18 protein-coding genes and 1 other annotated feature are annotated in these 17378 nt (G+C 45.8%); all 18 genes read right to left on the bottom strand.

Features of this window, described 5'->3' with window-relative positions; translation table 11 throughout:
* Positions 1-39: 39 nt before the first annotated feature.
* The gene (gene rplL / locus DHL47_RS00675; protein ID WP_128837136.1) at positions 40-408 is read right to left on the bottom strand and encodes a 50S ribosomal protein L7/L12; all 369 of its coding nucleotides are present in this window, start codon (positions 406-408) and stop codon (positions 40-42) included.
* Positions 409-475: 67 nt separating this feature from the next.
* Positions 476-976, bottom strand: a complete 501-nt coding sequence (gene rplJ, locus DHL47_RS00670) for a 50S ribosomal protein L10 (protein ID WP_128837137.1) — start codon at positions 974-976, stop codon at positions 476-478.
* 37 nt (positions 977-1013) lie between these two features.
* Positions 1014-1149: a sequence feature (ribosomal protein L10 leader region), on the bottom strand.
* A gap of 493 nt (positions 1150-1642) precedes the next feature.
* Entirely contained in the window at positions 1643-2359 is a 717-nt protein-coding gene (locus DHL47_RS00665) for a hypothetical protein (protein ID WP_241209396.1), read from the bottom strand.
* Between the two features lie 575 nt (positions 2360-2934).
* Complete coding sequence (locus DHL47_RS00660) at positions 2935-3207, bottom strand: hypothetical protein (RefSeq protein WP_209550535.1); 273 nt, start codon at positions 3205-3207, stop codon at positions 2935-2937.
* A gap of 57 nt (positions 3208-3264) precedes the next feature.
* Positions 3265-4062 (bottom strand): formate/nitrite transporter family protein, encoded by a 798-nt coding sequence (locus DHL47_RS00655; protein ID WP_128837140.1) that lies wholly within the window; start codon positions 4060-4062, stop codon positions 3265-3267.
* 98 nt (positions 4063-4160) lie between these two features.
* Positions 4161-5117: a homocysteine S-methyltransferase gene (mmuM, locus tag DHL47_RS00650; protein ID WP_209550534.1), complete on the bottom strand. Its 957-nt coding sequence runs from the start codon at positions 5115-5117 to the stop codon at positions 4161-4163.
* Between the two features lie 9 nt (positions 5118-5126).
* Complete coding sequence (locus tag DHL47_RS00645; protein ID WP_128837142.1) at positions 5127-6533, bottom strand: amino acid permease; 1407 nt, start codon at positions 6531-6533, stop codon at positions 5127-5129.
* A 129-nt stretch (positions 6534-6662) separates the two neighbouring features.
* Positions 6663-7361, bottom strand: coding sequence for a glucosaminidase domain-containing protein (locus DHL47_RS00640; RefSeq protein WP_128837143.1), 699 nt, complete (start codon positions 7359-7361; stop codon positions 6663-6665).
* Between the two features lie 146 nt (positions 7362-7507).
* Entirely contained in the window at positions 7508-8095 is a 588-nt protein-coding gene (gene yihA, locus DHL47_RS00635) for a ribosome biogenesis GTP-binding protein YihA/YsxC (protein WP_209550533.1), read from the bottom strand.
* A gap of 10 nt (positions 8096-8105) precedes the next feature.
* Positions 8106-9335 (bottom strand): ATP-dependent Clp protease ATP-binding subunit ClpX, encoded by a 1230-nt coding sequence (clpX, locus tag DHL47_RS00630; protein ID WP_128837144.1) that lies wholly within the window; start codon positions 9333-9335, stop codon positions 8106-8108.
* A 225-nt stretch (positions 9336-9560) separates the two neighbouring features.
* Positions 9561-10073, bottom strand: a complete 513-nt coding sequence (locus tag DHL47_RS00625) for a dihydrofolate reductase (protein WP_128837146.1) — start codon at positions 10071-10073, stop codon at positions 9561-9563.
* Positions 10074-10454: 381 nt separating this feature from the next.
* Positions 10455-11294 (bottom strand): thymidylate synthase, encoded by an 840-nt coding sequence (locus tag DHL47_RS00620; protein WP_209550532.1) that lies wholly within the window; start codon positions 11292-11294, stop codon positions 10455-10457.
* A gap of 106 nt (positions 11295-11400) precedes the next feature.
* The gene (locus tag DHL47_RS00615) at positions 11401-12360 is read right to left on the bottom strand and encodes an ROK family glucokinase (protein WP_128837149.1); all 960 of its coding nucleotides are present in this window, start codon (positions 12358-12360) and stop codon (positions 11401-11403) included.
* A 112-nt stretch (positions 12361-12472) separates the two neighbouring features.
* Entirely contained in the window at positions 12473-12883 is a 411-nt protein-coding gene (locus DHL47_RS00610) for a GNAT family N-acetyltransferase (RefSeq protein WP_128837151.1), read from the bottom strand.
* A gap of 71 nt (positions 12884-12954) precedes the next feature.
* Positions 12955-13542: a hypothetical protein gene (locus DHL47_RS00605; protein ID WP_128837152.1), complete on the bottom strand. Its 588-nt coding sequence runs from the start codon at positions 13540-13542 to the stop codon at positions 12955-12957.
* Positions 13539-15407 (bottom strand): ABC-F family ATP-binding cassette domain-containing protein, encoded by a 1869-nt coding sequence (locus DHL47_RS00600; RefSeq protein ID WP_209550531.1) that lies wholly within the window; start codon positions 15405-15407, stop codon positions 13539-13541. The genes DHL47_RS00605 and DHL47_RS00600 overlap by 4 nt, the downstream gene beginning before the upstream one ends.
* Positions 15400-16605: a CCA tRNA nucleotidyltransferase gene (locus tag DHL47_RS00595; protein WP_209550530.1), complete on the bottom strand. Its 1206-nt coding sequence runs from the start codon at positions 16603-16605 to the stop codon at positions 15400-15402. Before DHL47_RS00595 ends, DHL47_RS00600 begins: the two co-directional genes overlap by 8 nt.
* Positions 16602-17369 (bottom strand): 4-hydroxy-tetrahydrodipicolinate reductase, encoded by a 768-nt coding sequence (gene dapB / locus DHL47_RS00590; protein ID WP_209550529.1) that lies wholly within the window; start codon positions 17367-17369, stop codon positions 16602-16604. Before dapB ends, DHL47_RS00595 begins: the two co-directional genes overlap by 4 nt.
* Between the last annotated feature and the right edge of the window lie 9 nt (positions 17370-17378).

Genomic DNA, 17378 nt, shown 5'->3' with positions numbered 1-17378 from the left:
CTCACGACTTGGTTCTTCATGTTATAGTTGGAAACTCTATTATTTAAGAGTAACTGAAGCGCCTGCTTCTTCCAGTTTAGCTTTGAGTTCTTCAGCTTCTGCTGCTGCAACGCCTTCTTTGATAACGTTTGGAGCGCCGTCAACCAGTTCTTTTGCTTCTTTGAGGCCAAGACCAGTGATTTCGCGGACAGCTTTGATAACGCCGACCTTCTTGTCGCCAGCTGCAGTCAATTCAACGTCAAATGAATCTTTCGCTTCAGCAGCTTCTCCGCCGCCAGCTGCAACCGCTGCTACAGGAGCAGCTGCAGTTACACCAAATTCTTCTTCGATAGCTTTTACAAGGTCGTTCAATTCAAGGATTGAAGCTTCTTTAATTTCAGCAATAATGTTTTCAATGTTCAATGCCATTGTGATTTCCTCCAAATAAGTTTTATAATTTTAATTTTTTCTAGCTTATGCTAGGCTGCACAGCTGATTAAGCTGCGTCTTCTTTGCTTTCTGCCACAGCTTTGACAGCGTAGGCAACGTTGCGAACGGGCGCTTGAAGTACAGAAAGGAGCATAGAAAGAAGTCCTTCGCGGTTTGGAAGAGTTGCAAGTGCAACGATTTCTTCTTTTGATGCGACAGCGCCTTCGATAGCGCCACCTTTGATTTCAAGTGCGTCAGCGTTTTTAGCAAAGTCGTTCAGGATTTTCGCTGGTGCAATCACATCTTCGTTAGAAAATGCCACAGCAGACGGTCCGACAAATACTGATGCAAGATCTTCAAGTCCAGCTTTTTCAGCTGCACGGCGCAAGATTGAGTTTTTAATCACTTTGTACTCAACTTCGCTTCCGCGAAGCTCACGACGAAGAACGGTATCTTGCTCAACAGTCAAACCACGAGCGTCCACAACGACGATTGATGCGGCTGCTTTCATTTTCTCAGCAACTGCGTCAACTAGTTCCGCTTTTTTAGCAATAATAGCTTCACTCATATAGTGTTTCACCTCCGTAATTATTTTGCTTGGGGAATTTTCCAAAAGAAAAACGCGCCCAAACCTAGACACGAAAGTACAATACGCTTCTTTTTACATGATACGTTTTGTCCTCGGTAGGATGCTTATGAGTCGAGCTCCCCTACTGTCTTAGGCAGTTTTTTCAAACCATTGATAATTATAGCAAAAGAGAAAAAAGATTGCAAGCCTTTTGCGCAATCTTTTTGAATTTAGCGGTTTCACCGTTCAAGCTCAGGACAGTATTGTCTCAATTCTCGGATGTTACTGCTGATACGAAGATTGTGTTTCACCATTTCATAGACCATAGAACCTAGTCCTAGGGTAAACATCCCAATTAAAAATAAAAACATCAAAAGATTGGCTAATGGCTATGGCAGCCAAAATGAAAAATTAAACGGTAGCAGAACAGTAAAAAAGAACAGATCAAATTAAAAGCGGCAATATATAACATAGGGGCAAACGACATTATAATCCTAGCTTTTCCAGCATTCCTCTGGAATTACTTTCCTTGCAAAACCCATGACGCTTCCTCTTTAGTATTTTTTATCATATATTATACCGGACTTCGTTTATATACTCTCTTGCGATTCAATAATCCCATCCTCAATAGTATATGCCAACCTTGCAACATACGCTGTTAATTCGCTACTCATTATCATTCACCTCTCTGTATTCATTTATTATAGTTTCTGATTTTAGGGAACGCGAAGTAGACATATTAATTTGAACATATTTTCTATCGTCACTAATATTTCTGGTAAAAGAAAGAACAAAATTTTCATTTTGATTTCTCCAAGATGAATCCAAGTGATTTTTTGCTGCTAATCCCTCATCCAAATAATATGCCAAATGATAGGCAGGAATTTCAGGGTTATATCGACTATTAATTAATTTATAGCTAGACAATATTTTTTCAGAAAAAACATTGGATTGAAAGAGAAAAGTGATGTTTTTCGCTTCCTCCTCCATAACATAATCTGAATCTAAGCTCTCCCACCCTTGGGCAGAATATTGAATATTGTGTTTGTATACAATCTCACTGGTTATATCATCTTCAAAAACCTGTCCAGCTTTTTTTTCAATAAATCCTTTAATGGATTTATCAATAGGATTTCCTGAAACATTTATAGAATATTGAACATCTTTCCCAGTCTCATCAAAATTTGAAACTGTATAAATAATTTCAAATCCTTTCGGATAAAATTTAAACAAGTCCGAAACATTTGCAGTAGAATAAACTTTTTCTAAATCCGCAAACTGACTTTCCACATGAGCACGACTATTTTTATCACAACCTGATAAATTCGTCATAATCATTAAACCTCCTAAAATTATAATGAATATTTTTAAAATTTTCTTCATAACCTTCTCCTCTTCCTTATCCATCATCCCATTATTTGAAAAACTGTGGTTTATCCTTGTGATTTTCTCCCATTGCTTCCTCCTTACTACAGCATGATTTTATTATAATCATTAACCTCCTAGAAAAACAATTAACACTTTTAAATTTTTTTCATAATCTTACTCCATATCACCTAATTCTGCTGTAAATTTCGTCTCATCTCCGTCTATATTTAACTTCCCTTATAAGAAACAGACTCCTTTAAAACCAAAGTATTTTACTTTAACCAACAAGAAATTTTTAAACAAAATCAGTATAAACATCGTTATCTAATACAAAATAACTTTTTATTTCTATATAGTAATTGATGTGGAACTCTTCTCCTAAAACTCCATAACCTTTATATAAATCTCCTTTTTTATAACATATTAACCTATCCCCTATTATAGATTACTTTGATTGTTTTGTAAATCAATCTTGAAGATAAATACGATCTTTCAATTATATTATAATTTTATAGTTCGTGTTTAGAGAGTTTTACCAATGTCAAATAAAAAAACTAGAGGAATTTCATCACATTCCTCTAGCTATTAGATTAGCTGCCAACAAACTGCTCTGTAAAGAGATTAGTCCCTGTATTGACTGCCGGGTTAGCAGCTGATACCGTACTTTCACTTGATAGAGCGGATGCTTCCTGTACCAAGAGCTGAGCTTGGATCGCTGCTTGTACTGCTGCCGCACTCGCTTGAGTCAAGAGATTCGCACGGCTTGCTGCATCAGCCGAAGCATCAAAGTTGCCTGACAAAGCAGATAAAGTCTGAGCTTGAACAGCTATAGACCAATAGATGAAGCCGCAGAATTCATCCATAGGAACCTATTTGTTTTAATGAATAGAATCAAAAAAGGATCCGAAAATCCTTTTTTGTCAGTCTACATAATCATTTTCGTTTTTATTAAACCAAGCGTATGGCAGGCCGATGAGGAGACCGCCTCCGATGAGATTGCCGATAAAGGTGACACCCCAGTGACGCAAGATATTGCCGATGTCAAAGTTCTGAATCTGCGCAGCTGCTGAGCTGAACTTGACGATAGCAAAGGAAGCAAAGTTAGCCGCCAAGTGTTCGTTGGTCAGAAAGACAAACATGTAAATAGCCGAAAGCACCAGCATGAGCTTAGCTGTACCGTCCTTAACCAGAACGAATGAGAGAATGGCAATGTTGACAAAGATATTGGCCAGCACTCCCTCTAGCAAAATCAGCTCATTGGAACGAGCCAGCTTCATCTGCACCACGCCGGCGATAAAGCTTTCCTTACTGAGTCCTGCATAGGCTGCTGAATTGGCAAAGAGCCAGCCAGCTATCAGAGCGCCGATAAGGTTGAAAAATGTACAATAAAGCAAAATCAGCAGGGCCTTTTTCCAGTCAATCTTCTTTAGAAAAGTGCCAGCGGTCAGAAACATCATATTAGAAGTCACCAGCTCAGCATTTAGAAAGACAATGTAAGCCAAGCCCCAAGCAAAGATAAAAGGAAAGAGAAAGCGGCCGCTTCCTGGAACAATCTTATTTGTCAGGTCTGCTGCAATGGCTCCGGCCCCTGTACTAAAGGTCAGGAAAGCACCAGCAAAGATGGAACGGACAGCATACTTGGTCTTGCTCTTATCAAACAGGGCTTCTTTCTTGCGACAAGCTGCTTCGATTTTGGGAATAAATGTCGATTCTGGCATAAAAATCTCCTATCAAATGAAACTATGTATAGTATATCACAAAGTTTCATTTTCGGAAAGCGTTTTCTGCAATCTTTTTTCCTAAAAAGAGCAGGGGATTAACTATCCCTGCTCCTGAAATAGGCTGCCAGCTGCGCAATATCTTCCGGCCGTGTCCGACAGCAGCCGCCTAAAAGTCTTGCCCCCTGCTGCTGCCAAATCCGACTGTTTTCTACCAGCGTCCTGCCCTGTTCAGGGTCATCGTGCCAAGTCTGTGTCACTCCGTCATAGATTTCACCGGAGTTGGGATAGGTCAGGAGAGGCTTGCTGCAGACCTGCCGCAGCCTGTCCAGCAGGGGAGAGATAAGGTGCGGTGCTGTACAGTTAAAGCCGACAGCTAGGATTTGCGGGCTGGCCTGAGCCCAAGCGCCGACTTCTTCGATTCGGCTGCCATCTGAAATCGCCTCCTCTGACTGAGCCGTAAAGGACAGGTAAGCTTCTGCCTGCGGAAACTCTGTCGCCAGCAAATCGAGCAGGGCAGCTGCTTCTGCTCCATTGGGAATAGTCTCAACAGCCAGCAGGTCGCTCCCTGCTTCCAGCAAAGCTTGGATGCGGGGCCGGTGAAAATCCTGAAATTCCTCCTTGGTCAGCTGATAGGCACCCGTGTACTCTGAACCATCAGACAGATAGGCTGCATAGGGGCCTACTGAGCCAGCGACCAAGGGATAAGGACGCCGAGTCTTATCTTGCTCAGGCAGTTCCTGCCAGACTTGCTCAATAGCGTCCCGTGCCAGTTTGACCGTTTCTTTGAGGAGGTTATAGCTGGCTTCTGCAGTCAGCCCGGCCTCAGTAAAGGCTGGGATACTGGCCTGGTAGCTAGAGGTAGTAATGATGTCACTGCCGGCCCGCACATAAGTCTCATGCAGTTTCTGAATGACCTGAGGATTGTCCAACAGATACTTAGCCGACCAGAGCTTGCCGGAAACATCATATCCTCGGCTTTCCAGCTCGGTTCCCAAGGCACCGTCTAAAATAATCACTTCATTTTCTGTCAGTAAATCGTTAAATTTCCCCATAACGGCCTCCTAAAACTTGCGATGACGGATATAATAGTAAAGATAGCAGAGAATGACAAAGGGAACTCCAAAATACAGTCCGGCCCGCTGTGACGGATCCCAGGCAATCCCGATGACGGACAAGGCCAACAGGAAAATGGTCAGATAAGGCAAAAGAGGGCTGAAAGGCGTTTTAAAAGCTAAATCCTCTTCCTTGTGCTCCTTTAGCCACTCCCTGCGAAAGCGGATCTGCGCAATGGGGATGGACAGCCAGACGACAACCACGGCAAAGCCAGCAATGGAAACCAAAGCCAAAAACACTGTATCTGCTGCGTAAAAGCTGGAAAAGAGAGCCAGTACCGCTCCCAGCATGGACAGGAGAAGAGCCCGCATCGGCACACCATGCTGATTGATTTTGACCACTTTCTGGCTGATCATGCCTTCATTGGCCAAGGACCAAAGCATCCTGCTGGAAGCATACAGGCCGGAATTGCCCGCAGACAGAATGGCAGTCAGAATGACAAAATTCATGATATCTGCTGCAAAAGGCAGACCGATTTTATCAAAAACCGCTACAAAGGGGGCCTGCGTAACTCCGGCTTCCTTGACCGGCAAAAGAGCAGCCAGAACGATAATCGTCAGGACAAAGAAAATAACCAGCCGGCCAATGGTCGTTTTGATGGCCTGGGGCACCGCCTCCGTCGGATTGTCCGTTTCACCGGCTGCAATCCCGATCAGCTCTGTCCCCGAAAACGCATAATTAACAGCCAGCATGATAGACAGCAGGGCTGTCCAATCACGAGGAAAAGCCCCGTGAGCCGTCAGATTTCTGAAGTAAGGTGCTGACTGATCGCCCTGCATGGGAATGAGCCCAAAAATGGCGGCTGTTCCCAGTACGATAAAGACAATAATCGTGATTACCTTGATGCTGGAAAAGTAAAACTCCGCTTCTGCAAAAAGTCTGACACTGAGAGCATTGATCCCAAAGATGACTGAAGCAAAAATCGTTGCAAATATCCAAGGCGGAACAGCTGGGAACCAGCGCTGCATGAGCATGCCTGCTCCCAGAAACTCCGTCCCCAGTGCCACCGTCCAGCAGATCCAGTAAAGCCAGGCGACAGCAAAGCCCGTTCCGGGACTGATAAACTTAGTTGCATACGTATGAAATGAGCCAGTTACCGGCATAGCAACCGCCAGCTCTCCCAGTGACAGCATGACTAGATAGACCACCACAGCTCCCACCAAATAGGACAGCACTGCTCCCAGCGGTCCGGCCTGAGCAATTGTATAGCCTGAACTGAGAAAAAGTCCCGTCCCAATCACTCCGCCTAAGGACAGCATGAAAAGATGGCGGCTGGTCATTTTGCGGTGAAACTGCCCTTCATTTTCAAAGTTGTGATTCTGAGAATGTTCCTGCTTAAAATCTTTTGCTTCCATAAAACTTCCTTTATTTTTTGCTATCTATCTATTGTAGCATAAGAGAGGCTTCTCTATCATATATATTTTTTATGCAAGCGATAAAGAAAAACTATGGACGCATAAAAAAAGAGGGCATCCCTCTTTTTTTTAAAATCTATTAGCCCAAGCTGTATCAATATCTAAGACATCCTGAGTTGTGTACTGCTGGCGGTATGGGTTATAGACCATATAATCCGCTCCAGACTGAAAGCTGGGAGAGTCAAAGCGAGTTAAATCGTATTTCTCAATGATGTAGTTCAGCTTGGAATTATAGCTGCTGTCCGTCGCATAAACACCGGTCAAGGCTGCGGTTGCATCCTGATAGCTGGAAGTATTGCTCTTCCAAGCTCCAGCAAAATGACCCTGCTTGAGGACAGTGACATAGTCCTGCAGAGACTCTACATAGCTAGGATAAGAGCGGAAGCTGTCGTTGATGGTGTAGGCATTGCCTTGGCCGTCGTCTTCCCAAGTCTGCATCGTCGCAGACTGGCCGTCATATTGGCCTTTAATACCAAAGAGGTTATAATGCGGGTCATCCGACAGGCCTGACTGACCAGAACCGCTTTCCAAAATAGCCTGTGCAATCATGACAGAAGCATACAAGTCATTGTCTTGTCCCAGCTGGCGAGCCGGCTCACCGATTTGAGAGATAAAATAATCCGTCTGATTCATCGGCTGCTGGTCGCTGTTATTGGCACTGGCAGAGTTGGTCTGATGAGCCAAAACAAAACCAACAGCGACTGTTGCTGCCATTGCAAACAAAGTCGAAAGAAGTCTTTTTCCTTTTTTTGAGATTCTCTTTTTCACAGTGCTTCTCCTAGTTCCATTTAGTTCTACCATTGTAACACACTAAATAGTGAAATACTACTACCAATTAATTACAAGTATGTAACATTTTTCGACTTATTTCAAAAAATCCAGCTCAAAAAGTGAGTTGGATTTAATTCGTATACTTAGATTTTGGCTAAAATAGCATCCCAGGCGGCATCCAGACCATCCTTGCTGACAGAGGAAAAGAGGACAAAATCGTCATTTTTATCAAAATCCAGCTTTTTCTTGATGGCCGCTTCATGCTTATTCCACTTGCCGCGCGGAATCTTATCAGCCTTAGTTGCTACCAATATGACCGGGATGTCATAGTATTTGAGAAATTCATACATCTGCACATCATCTGCACTGGGATCATGGCGGAGGTCAACCAGACTGACAACAGCTCTGAGATTATCCCGGCTGGTCAGGTATTCCTCTATCATGCGTCCCCACTTGGCCCGCTCCGTCTTGGAAACCTTGGCATATCCATAGCCGGGAACATCGACAAAACGCAGCTTGTCGTCGATATTAAAAAAGTTGAGCAGCTGGGTTTTGCCGGGTTTGCCGGACGTTCGGGCCAAATTTTTCCGATTGAGCAGGGTATTGATAAAGCTGGACTTGCCGACATTGGAGCGGCCAGCCAGCGCAATCTCAGGAATATCGTCCTGAGGGTAGTGAGACTGATTAGCTGCACTCAGCAGAATATCGGCATTGTGTGTATTGATTTCCATAAGCACCTCGTTAGGCCGTTTCCAAAACCGGCTTATCCGTTCCATCCACTGCTTCTTTGGTAATGCGGACCAGCTTGACATTTTCCTGACTCGGCACTTCAAACATGACATCCATCATGGTTTCTTCGATAATGGAGCGCAGACCGCGAGCTCCGGTCTTGCGTTCAATGGCTTTATTGGCAATTTCCTGCAGGGCATCTTCGTCAAACTCCAGCTTGACATCATCATAAGAAAGCAGGGCCTGGTACTGCTTGACCAGCGCATTTTTAGGCTCGCTCAGAATCCGTACCAAATCATCCACCGTCAGCTGCTCCAGGGCGGCAAAGACCGGCAGGCGGCCGATTAGTTCCGGGATAATCCCGAATTTTTGAATATCTTCTGCGATGATTTCCTGCATGTAGGAGCCGCCTTCATCAATGGCGCGGTTATTCTGGCCGAAACCGATGATTTTCTCACCCAGCCGCTGCTTGACGATTTCCTCAATACCATCAAAAGCACCGCCGACGATAAAGAGGATGTTCTTGGTATCAACCTGAATCATCTCCTGCTGCGGATGCTTGCGTCCGCCCTGAGGCGGTACACTGGCTACAGTGCCTTCGATGATTTTCAGCAGAGCCTGCTGCACCCCTTCACCGGAGACATCACGGGTAATCGACACGTTTTCGCTTTTCTTTGCGATTTTGTCGATTTCATCCACATAGATGATGCCGCGTTCAGCGCGTTCAATGTTAAAGTCAGCCGCCTGCAGCAGTTTGAGCAGAATATTTTCCACATCTTCTCCGACATAGCCAGCTTCAGTCAAAGCAGTGGCATCCGCAATGGCAAAAGGCACATTGAGGCTGCGGGCCAGTGTCTGAGCCAGAAAAGTCTTTCCGGATCCAGTCGGGCCAATCATGAGAATATTTGACTTTTGCAGTTCCACATCTTCTTCTTCACGACTGTCGTGGTAGTTGATACGCTTGTAGTGGTTGTAAACCGCTACTGCTAAAGCACGCTTAGCCCGATCCTGACCGATGACATAGTGATTCAAGATAGTGAGCAGTTCCTGTGGCTTCGGCACTTCAGACAGGTCAGCCAGCACTTCCTCGGCCAGTTCCTCACGGATAATCTCCTGAGCCAGCTCGACACATTCATTGCAGATAAAAGCATTGTTGCCGGCGATAATCTTCTGCACCTCATCTTGGCTCTTTCCGCAGAAAGAACAGTAGACCATCATATCATTGTTGCGACTTGTAGGCATTTGTTACTCCAATTCTAAATTTCTAATTCTATTTTATTTATTCTTGCAGACATTAAAAAAGCGTCATGTAAAAAGCATGAATGGAATTGACCAGATTTGTAAAAGCATTCAGCAAAAATAAAGCTGCCAGCCCAAACCGCTTTTTCCGAAAGGTCTGAATGGCGCAAATCACGCAGATAACGCTTAAAAAGGCCGTAAAAAAACCAAAAATACTCCGCTCCATTTTTACGAATCCTTTCTTTGATAGTGCTTCACCGTAAAATTATAGGCATTTTTCTCATCCTTAGGATAAAACCGGCTGCTGCTCTCTTGATAAGGCGACCAGTCGAAGCCGGCAGGGAAATACGTATCCCCCTCCAGCTCAGCCTCAATCTGAGTTTGAATTAATTCGTCCAGATATGGCTCAAAAAGGGCCAGCACCTGAGCTCCGCCGATGATATAGAGGTTTTTGTCTTGCTTTTCATACCAAGCCAAAACATCCTCTGCTGTATTAAAAATAAAGACCTTTTCATCATCAATCTGATAATCTTTGTCCCTCGTCAGAATCAGACTGATGCGGTTGGGCAAGACACGCCGCTTCATCCCCTCAAAGGTAACCCGGCCCATCAGAATGGCATGGCCGGTGGTTGTTTCTTTAAAATGCTGCAGCTCAGCGGGCAAGTGCCAAGGCATCACCTGATCTTTTCCTATCAGTCCTCTCTCGGCCTGCGCCCAAATGGCGATAATCTTCTTTGTCATTCCGTCATCCTTTGCATTAGTACTTCTATTCTATCAAATTTTACAGAAAAAGGCTTAATTAAAGCATGACTTACGGCTGCTTTGCTTTAAAAAATTACAAAATTACAAAAAGACCAAGTTTGAAGCTCAGCCTTTCTGCCTGGCAGATACTCAAAGAAGGTGGCTGCGCCCTCACGGAAGCTGTCCCACCGCTTGCAGCCGCAAAGTCAGTACCGCTGACACTTCCTAGCGGAAGCTCCATCCACCGCCTCAAAGCAGTGCTCTTTTGCTGCTTCTTTCCGGAAGGAAGCTCTGTCTGCATCTGTCTGCCTTCTTACCTTCGATTTTCTTTGAGTATCAAAACCGCCGCTGGAGCTTTTGGGAATCTGAAAGACAAACAGATTAAATAGCTAAGTCAAATTTCAGCTGTGGTTTGACCGGATGATAGTCCAGCAGTTCAAAGTCTTCTGCCTTTATGTCAAAGAAATCTGTACCATCAGGTACATGCAGTACCAGACGAGGCTGGCAGTCAGACGGCTCTCGGCGGAGCAATTCCTCTGCCTGTTCAAACTGATTGTCATAGATATGGAGATTATTGATAAAGTAGAAGAATTTCCCAACCTTCCAGCCAAAATGCTTGGCAATCATCATCTGCAGGGCCACATACTGCATGGCATTGATATGGTGGGCCACCAGCATATCATTGGAGCGCTGAGTCAGGGTGGCATCCAGATAAATTTCGCCATCCACGCGACGCACGTCAAACATGGTTTGGAAGGCACATGGGAGCAATCCTTCCGTCTCATCAAAAGCTTCATAATCCCAGAGTGAGATGATATTGCGGCGGTTCCAAGGATTGGCCTCCAGCTGCTTCAGAATCTTTCGGATGATGTCATGCTTCCTGACAACTGCACCGTAGCGCAGACCAATGGTGCGAGTATGGCCGACTTCCCAGTCATTCCAATAGTGGACATTGTACTTCTCTTCCAATAGATCCAAATCATTGGACTGGTCCTGATAAATCCAGAGCATTTCCTTGATTGCCGACTTAATGGCAATGGGCCGCAGGGTCGTGATGGGAAACTCTCCCTTGCTCAGATCGTATTCAGCAAAAGAGCCCGTGATATACTTAGAATTAGCCACATTTCCATCTTTATAGCGGGGACGGGCATTCTCCGAAAAGACCCCCTCTTCCATGATTTTTTTAATATTCTCTTTGAAAATCATATCTGCTAGCGTCATGATGTCTCCTTTGATCTTACAAAACTCTCTCTAGTATAGCAAAATTTCCAAAAAAATTCTCCTACAGACTTCTCTGCAGGAGAACAAATACACAAAACGTCTGGCATTATTGCAGAACCAAGGAAGCTGCCCCGATCACACCGGCGTCATTTCCAAGAGTCGCCAGAGCGAGCTTGGTCGAGGTCCGAACCTGCGGGAAGCTATTCTCTTCATAAACCTTGCGGATGCCGTCCAGCAAAAAGTCGCCTGCCGCTGAAACCCCGCCGCCGATCACAATGGTGGATGGATTGAGGATAGAGCCAATATTGGCGCAGGCAATCCCTAGATAGCGGGAGAAATTGCGGTAAACAATCAAGGCCAGCTCGTCGCCTTCCTTGGCTAAGTCAAAGACAGTCTTTGCCGTCACTTCTTCGCCATCGTCGATGAGTTCCTTCAGCTTGGCTTCGCCGGCATATTCATCCGCATAGCGGCGAGTCAGATTGACGATGCCGGTCGCAGAGGCCACTGTTTCCAGACAGCCCTGCTTGCCGCAGGTACACTGAATAGGCTGGTCGAAGTCTACTGTGATATGGCCTAACTCTCCAGCTGCTCCAGCTACACCATGAAGAAGTTTCCCTTCAGCAACAATTCCGCCGCCCACGCCTGTTCCCAGCGTCATAAAGACCACATCCGGCTGATTGTCTCCGGCTCCCATCCAGCGCTCACCCAAGGCTGCTACATTGGCGTCGTTATCAATGAAGAAAGAAATACCCGTCGCTTTTTCAATCTTTTCTTTGACAGGCTGCAGCGTTTTCCAGTTGAGATTGTAAGCGCCGATAACTGTGCCTTGCTCACGGTCAACAACACCTGGAGAGCCCATGCCGATGCCGATAAAACTCTCTGCAGTCAGTCCCAGCAGCTCCAAGCGATGCTGAATGGAGGCAATCATATCATCTACGATATGACTGCCTTCGTCTAAAATATTGGTCTTGATAGACCATTTCTCCTGAATCTCTCCCTCCGGCGTCAAAATCGCAAACTTGATAGATGTCCCGCCAAGGTCAATTCCGATGATTTTTTTCGACATGATGTTCTCCTATGTGTTTTATTTATCATCATTATATCAGATTTTTTCAGTAAGGAAAAGGTTTGCATAAAGAAAAGTAAAAATCAAATCCATCTTTATTCCCAAAGTAAACTCACAAGTCTTTTGTATAATAATATCTTTCACCAGTATAGGGGTATTCTTTCAGAGCGAACACTTCTCTATAGCCGTGCTTTTTATAAAAATCCGGCGCTTGAAACTGATACGTATCTACAAATGAATATTTGCATTTCCTTTCTCTGGCTTCCTTTTCCGCCCTGTTCAGCATTTCTGAGCCTATGCCATGCCCTCGTAATTCCTCGCTCACATACAAATACTCAATCTCCAGCCAATTACCAAAAGTTTCGGCCGCCATACCGGCCAGCAGATTTCCTTGTTCGTCTTCTACATAGATGTTAAGAGGCTCACTTTTGGAGGGCTCCCTCTTAGATCGATTGTAGGATCTGATTAAATTTCCCAATTCTTGCGTCTTCTTTGAGTTGGTATTTTCCAATCTTAGTTTCATAGATACCTCCGTTCCATCTCTAAAGGTTTTAGATTTACAGTTTATGAAACTGTTCGGACTATACCTTCACCTTAAATATCCTTCTGACTTGCTTGCCATTGATTATGGTAATCCATCATCGTTTCATAAATATATTTTGGTTTCTCTTTTTTCAATAACATAAGAGTAATTTCTAACGGTTCAGGAATACCAAACTTATACCTTTTGCTCTTTCTAGAAGCAAGCCTACTTCTCTTCAAAACTGCAGGATCCACTGAATGAAAACAAATCGTCAAAATATGACTCTTATTGAATAATTGATATTTTGCATAATGTCGAATACGTTCAATTCTATAGTCTATACTCTGGATTTCTCCCCAACTATGAAACGAAACTTCTCTAAAAAGAAGGGGTTTAAAGTAAAATCCCTGTTCAGTCAGACGTAGAAAACGTTTATCTCTAAACAAACAAATCCATACTAAAATAGAGAGAAAATCAAAAACAATTGTACCTATCACTAAAAACATTTTTTCAATCACAGAAATATTGGAGTCGAATAATAGGTATCCGTTTTTAGATGGTAATACAAGAACTGTAGTCATAAAGACAGCAAGAGCGCTCGCCGATATAGCTAAAATGAATATCTTCAACCAGCTCTGCCTAAACACTACTTCTTTCATCCATCTAGCCCACTCAGGTATTCATAGCGCTCGTATTTTTCCAGCAGTTTTTCGTTCTGCTGGTCCAGTTCTTGCTGGAGTTCGGACAGGCGGGTAAAGTCAGAGCTGTTCTCCTGCATGGCTGCTTCAATCTCTGAAATCCGCTCCTCCAGTGCCTCAATATCCCCCTCAATGGACTCCCACTCCTGCTTTTCAAAGTAGCTCATGCGCTTCTTCTCCTCGCGCACCTTAGCCGTTTTTTCCTTTTGAGGCTTTTGGGAAATAGCAGAGCTTTGAGTCATAAAGGCTTTCTCATCCAGATAGTCCGTGTAATTGCCAAAGAATTCCCTGACAGTGCCGTCCTCAAAGGCCAGAATCTTACTGGCAACCTTATCCAGAAAATAGCGGTCATGGCTGACCGTGATGACTGGACCCGCAAAGTTCTGCAGAAAGTTTTCCAAAACAGTCAGGGTCGCAATATCCAAATCATTGGTCGGCTCATCCAAAAGGAGGACATTGGGCTTTTGCAAGAGCAGCTTGAGCAGATAGAGCCGCTTCTTCTCACCGCCGGACAGCTTTTCAATCAACGTGCCGTGCATGGAGCGCGGAAAGAGAAACTGCTCCAGAAGCTCAGCGACAGAAGTCGTACCTGCATCCGTCTTGACTTCCTCTGCCACTTCCTGCAGATAGCTGATAACCCGCTTGGACTCATCCAACCCTTCAATCTGCTGGGAAAAGTAAGCCACTCGAACCGTTTCTCCGATGAGGAGCTGACCGGTCTGCGGCTGGAGTTTTCCGGCAATCAGATTGAGCAGGGTGGACTTGCCGACCCCATTATCACCGACAATGCCCAGCCGGTCCTTGTTTTGAAGGATCAGACTGAAATGAGCAAGAATCGGCCGGGTTTCATATGCAAATGTCACATCTTGAAACTCGATGACTTTCTTGCCGATACGGCTGGCCTCAACATTTATTTCCAAGCTGCTGTCGCTTGCCTGGCCGGCCAAATCTTTCTTGAGGTCATGGAAACGATGGATTCGGGCCTGCTGTTTGGTAGCACGGGCCTGAGGCTGCCTTCGCATCCAGGACAGCTCCTGCTTGTACAGCTGCTTCTTTTTGTGAAGCAGAGCTGCATCCCGCTCGTCCTGCTCCGCCTTGAGCCGGACATAGTCTTGGTAATTGCCTTGGTACTCAATCAAAGAGCCGCCGTCCAGCTCGAAAATCCGAGTTGAAATATGATCCAGAAAGTAACGGTCATGGGTGATAAAGAGAACGGTTTTTTTAGAATTTTTCAGAAATTTGGTCAGCCACTCAATCGTATCAATATCTAAATGGTTGGTCGGCTCGTCTAAAAGAAGCAGATCAGCATCTCCCAAGAGGACCTGAGCCAGCTGGACCCGCCGGCGGAGTCCGCCTGAAAGCTGACCGACCTTCAGGGACAGGTCTTGCAGCCCCAGCTGAGAGAGAACAGTCTTGACCTGACTCTCGATTTCCCAAGCATGAAGGGAATCCATCTCCGCCATGACCGCTTCTAGTCTTGACTGCTGACCTTCATCATAAGCAGTCAAGAGCAGCTCATACTCCCGTATCAGCTGCATTTCCCGCAGGCTGCTGGACAGTACCGTATCAAGAACCGTCCTGTCCTCGTCAAAATCAGGCTCCTGGGTCAGATAGGCAATCTTGTAGTCAGACTTAGCCGAAAAAGGAGCGGCATCACCGTCAAAGCCCGCCCTGCCGGAAAGAACATCCAAAAGAGTGGTCTTGCCAGTACCGTTGACCCCAATCAGTCCGATGCGGTCCAGATCATGGATGATAAAAGAAATATTGCGAAAAACTGTCTTGTCGCCGACTGTCTTACTCAGCTGCTCAACAATAAAATCATTCATAGCCCAGCTCCTTGATAAACTCTATAATGTCATCTCTGTCATTGGCCAAAATTCCGTCAACAATCGCCGTTTCGACCTGATTCAGCACCTGACCCAAAGCCGGCCCCGGCTGAAAACCATAGTCTTCAATCAAAAGCCGGCCGCTCACCGCCATCTCATGCTTACCATGAATCGCCAAGGAGCTGTGCGTCGTTCGAATAAGCTCGAAATCAACCGGCAGGCCGGCTGCCTGCCGCAGATGCTCGGCCTGCAGCAGCAAGTCTGATTCATAGCGATAGCAGTCCCGTCTCGTCAGCTCTCTTGTCCGGCGGATAGCAGCAATTTCTGCCAAAGCTGCTACTTTCTTGGCGAATTCCTTCGAAGTCTTCCAGTCTTTGAGAAAAGAGCGAATATCGTGAACATCCAAAGCTGTTACCAAGGCTGCCCAAGCCTGCTCAGAACTGCTGAAAGCAAAGTCCGGCTGCAAGTCAAAAAGCTGTGTCAGCTGCTGGGCCCTGCCCTTCATATCCGGCAGAAAGTCTGATGCCCCGCTGGATAGGAGCGCAGCAAGTCCCTTACGCCAGTAAACCCCCATGAGCAATTTATCAAATTCCACAAAAAGCCGCTCAACTGATATTTTTTCCAGCAAAGGAGCGCAGTCTCTCATAGCCCGCAAGGTGTCCGCTTCTAAGTCAAACCCCAAACTGGCCTGAAAGCGAAAGCCCCGCATAATCCGCAGCGCATCCTCATTGAAACGCTCAGCAGCCTGGCCGACTGCTCGTAAGAGCCGCTGCTCTAAGTCTGCCAGTCCCTGAAAAAGATCAATGACCTGCCCTTTTTCGTCCAGTGCTAAGGCATTGATGGTAAAGTCCCGGCGTTTGAGGTCCTCTTCCAGCGAGCGCACAAAAGAGACCTTGCTGGGCCGCCGGTAGTCCACATAGACATCCTCTGTCCGAAAGGTGGTGACTTCGTATTCGCCATTATTTTCCAAGACCAGAACTGTCCCATGCTCGATGCCCACATCAATGGTCCGGGGGAAGATTTTTTTGATCTCCTCTGGATAGGCCGAGCTGGCAATATCGACATCGTGAATCGGCCGTTCTAAAAGGGCATCGCGGACTGATCCACCGACAAAATAAGCCTCAAAACCGGCTTCCTTAATCTTCTTTAATACTGGTAAAGCCTCCTGAAATTCAGAAGGCATATTGTCGAGTCTCATAGTAAATGTTCCAATCCATAGACAAGTTCTGAGCGCTTGACTACTTCCTTGATTCCCAGATTGACTCCGGTCATAAAGGAAACCCGGTCATAAGAATCATGGCGGAGGGTCAGCCCTTCTCCCTGGCTTCCGAAAATCACTTCCTGATGAGCGACCAGGCCAGGCAGCCGCACTGAGTGAATCCGCATCCCGTCAAACTCCGCCCCGCGGGCACCTGCAATCGTTTCTTCTTCGTCAGCTACACCCTGCTGCTTGCTGGTCCGGACTTGGCTGATTAGCTCAGCTGTTTTGACAGCCGTCCCGCTGGGAGCATCCTTTTTCTGGTCGTGGTGCAGTTCGATAATCTCTACATCAGGGAAATACTTGGCTGCCTGAGCTGCAAACTGCATGAGCAGAACAGCGCCCAAAGCGAAGTTAGGTGCAATCAAACCGCCCAGCTCCTTTTTTCGGGAAAGCTCTGTCAGCTCCTCAATCTGCTCCGGAGTAAATCCAGTCGTTCCGACAACCGGAGCAAAACCGCTGGATAGGGCAAAGTCCGTATTCTCATAAGCTGCCTTCGGCGTTGTAAAGTCTACCCAGACGTGGGCATCCAGATCGGCCATGTCTTCCTTGCGGTTAAATACCGGAACTCCAGCGATTTCTTTTTCATCCGTAAAGGGATCCAGCAGGCCGACCAGGGTCAGTTCAGGATCCTCGCTCACCATTTTATAGGCCGCCTGACCCATTTTCCCTTTAAAACCAGCAATAATCACATTGATACTCATGTCTTCCTC

Origin of the sequence: Streptococcus panodentis, assembly GCF_017884005.1 — a bacterium.
GTDB lineage: Bacteria > Bacillota > Bacilli > Lactobacillales > Streptococcaceae > Streptococcus > Streptococcus panodentis.
This window is presented reverse-complemented; position numbering and strand designations above follow the sequence as displayed.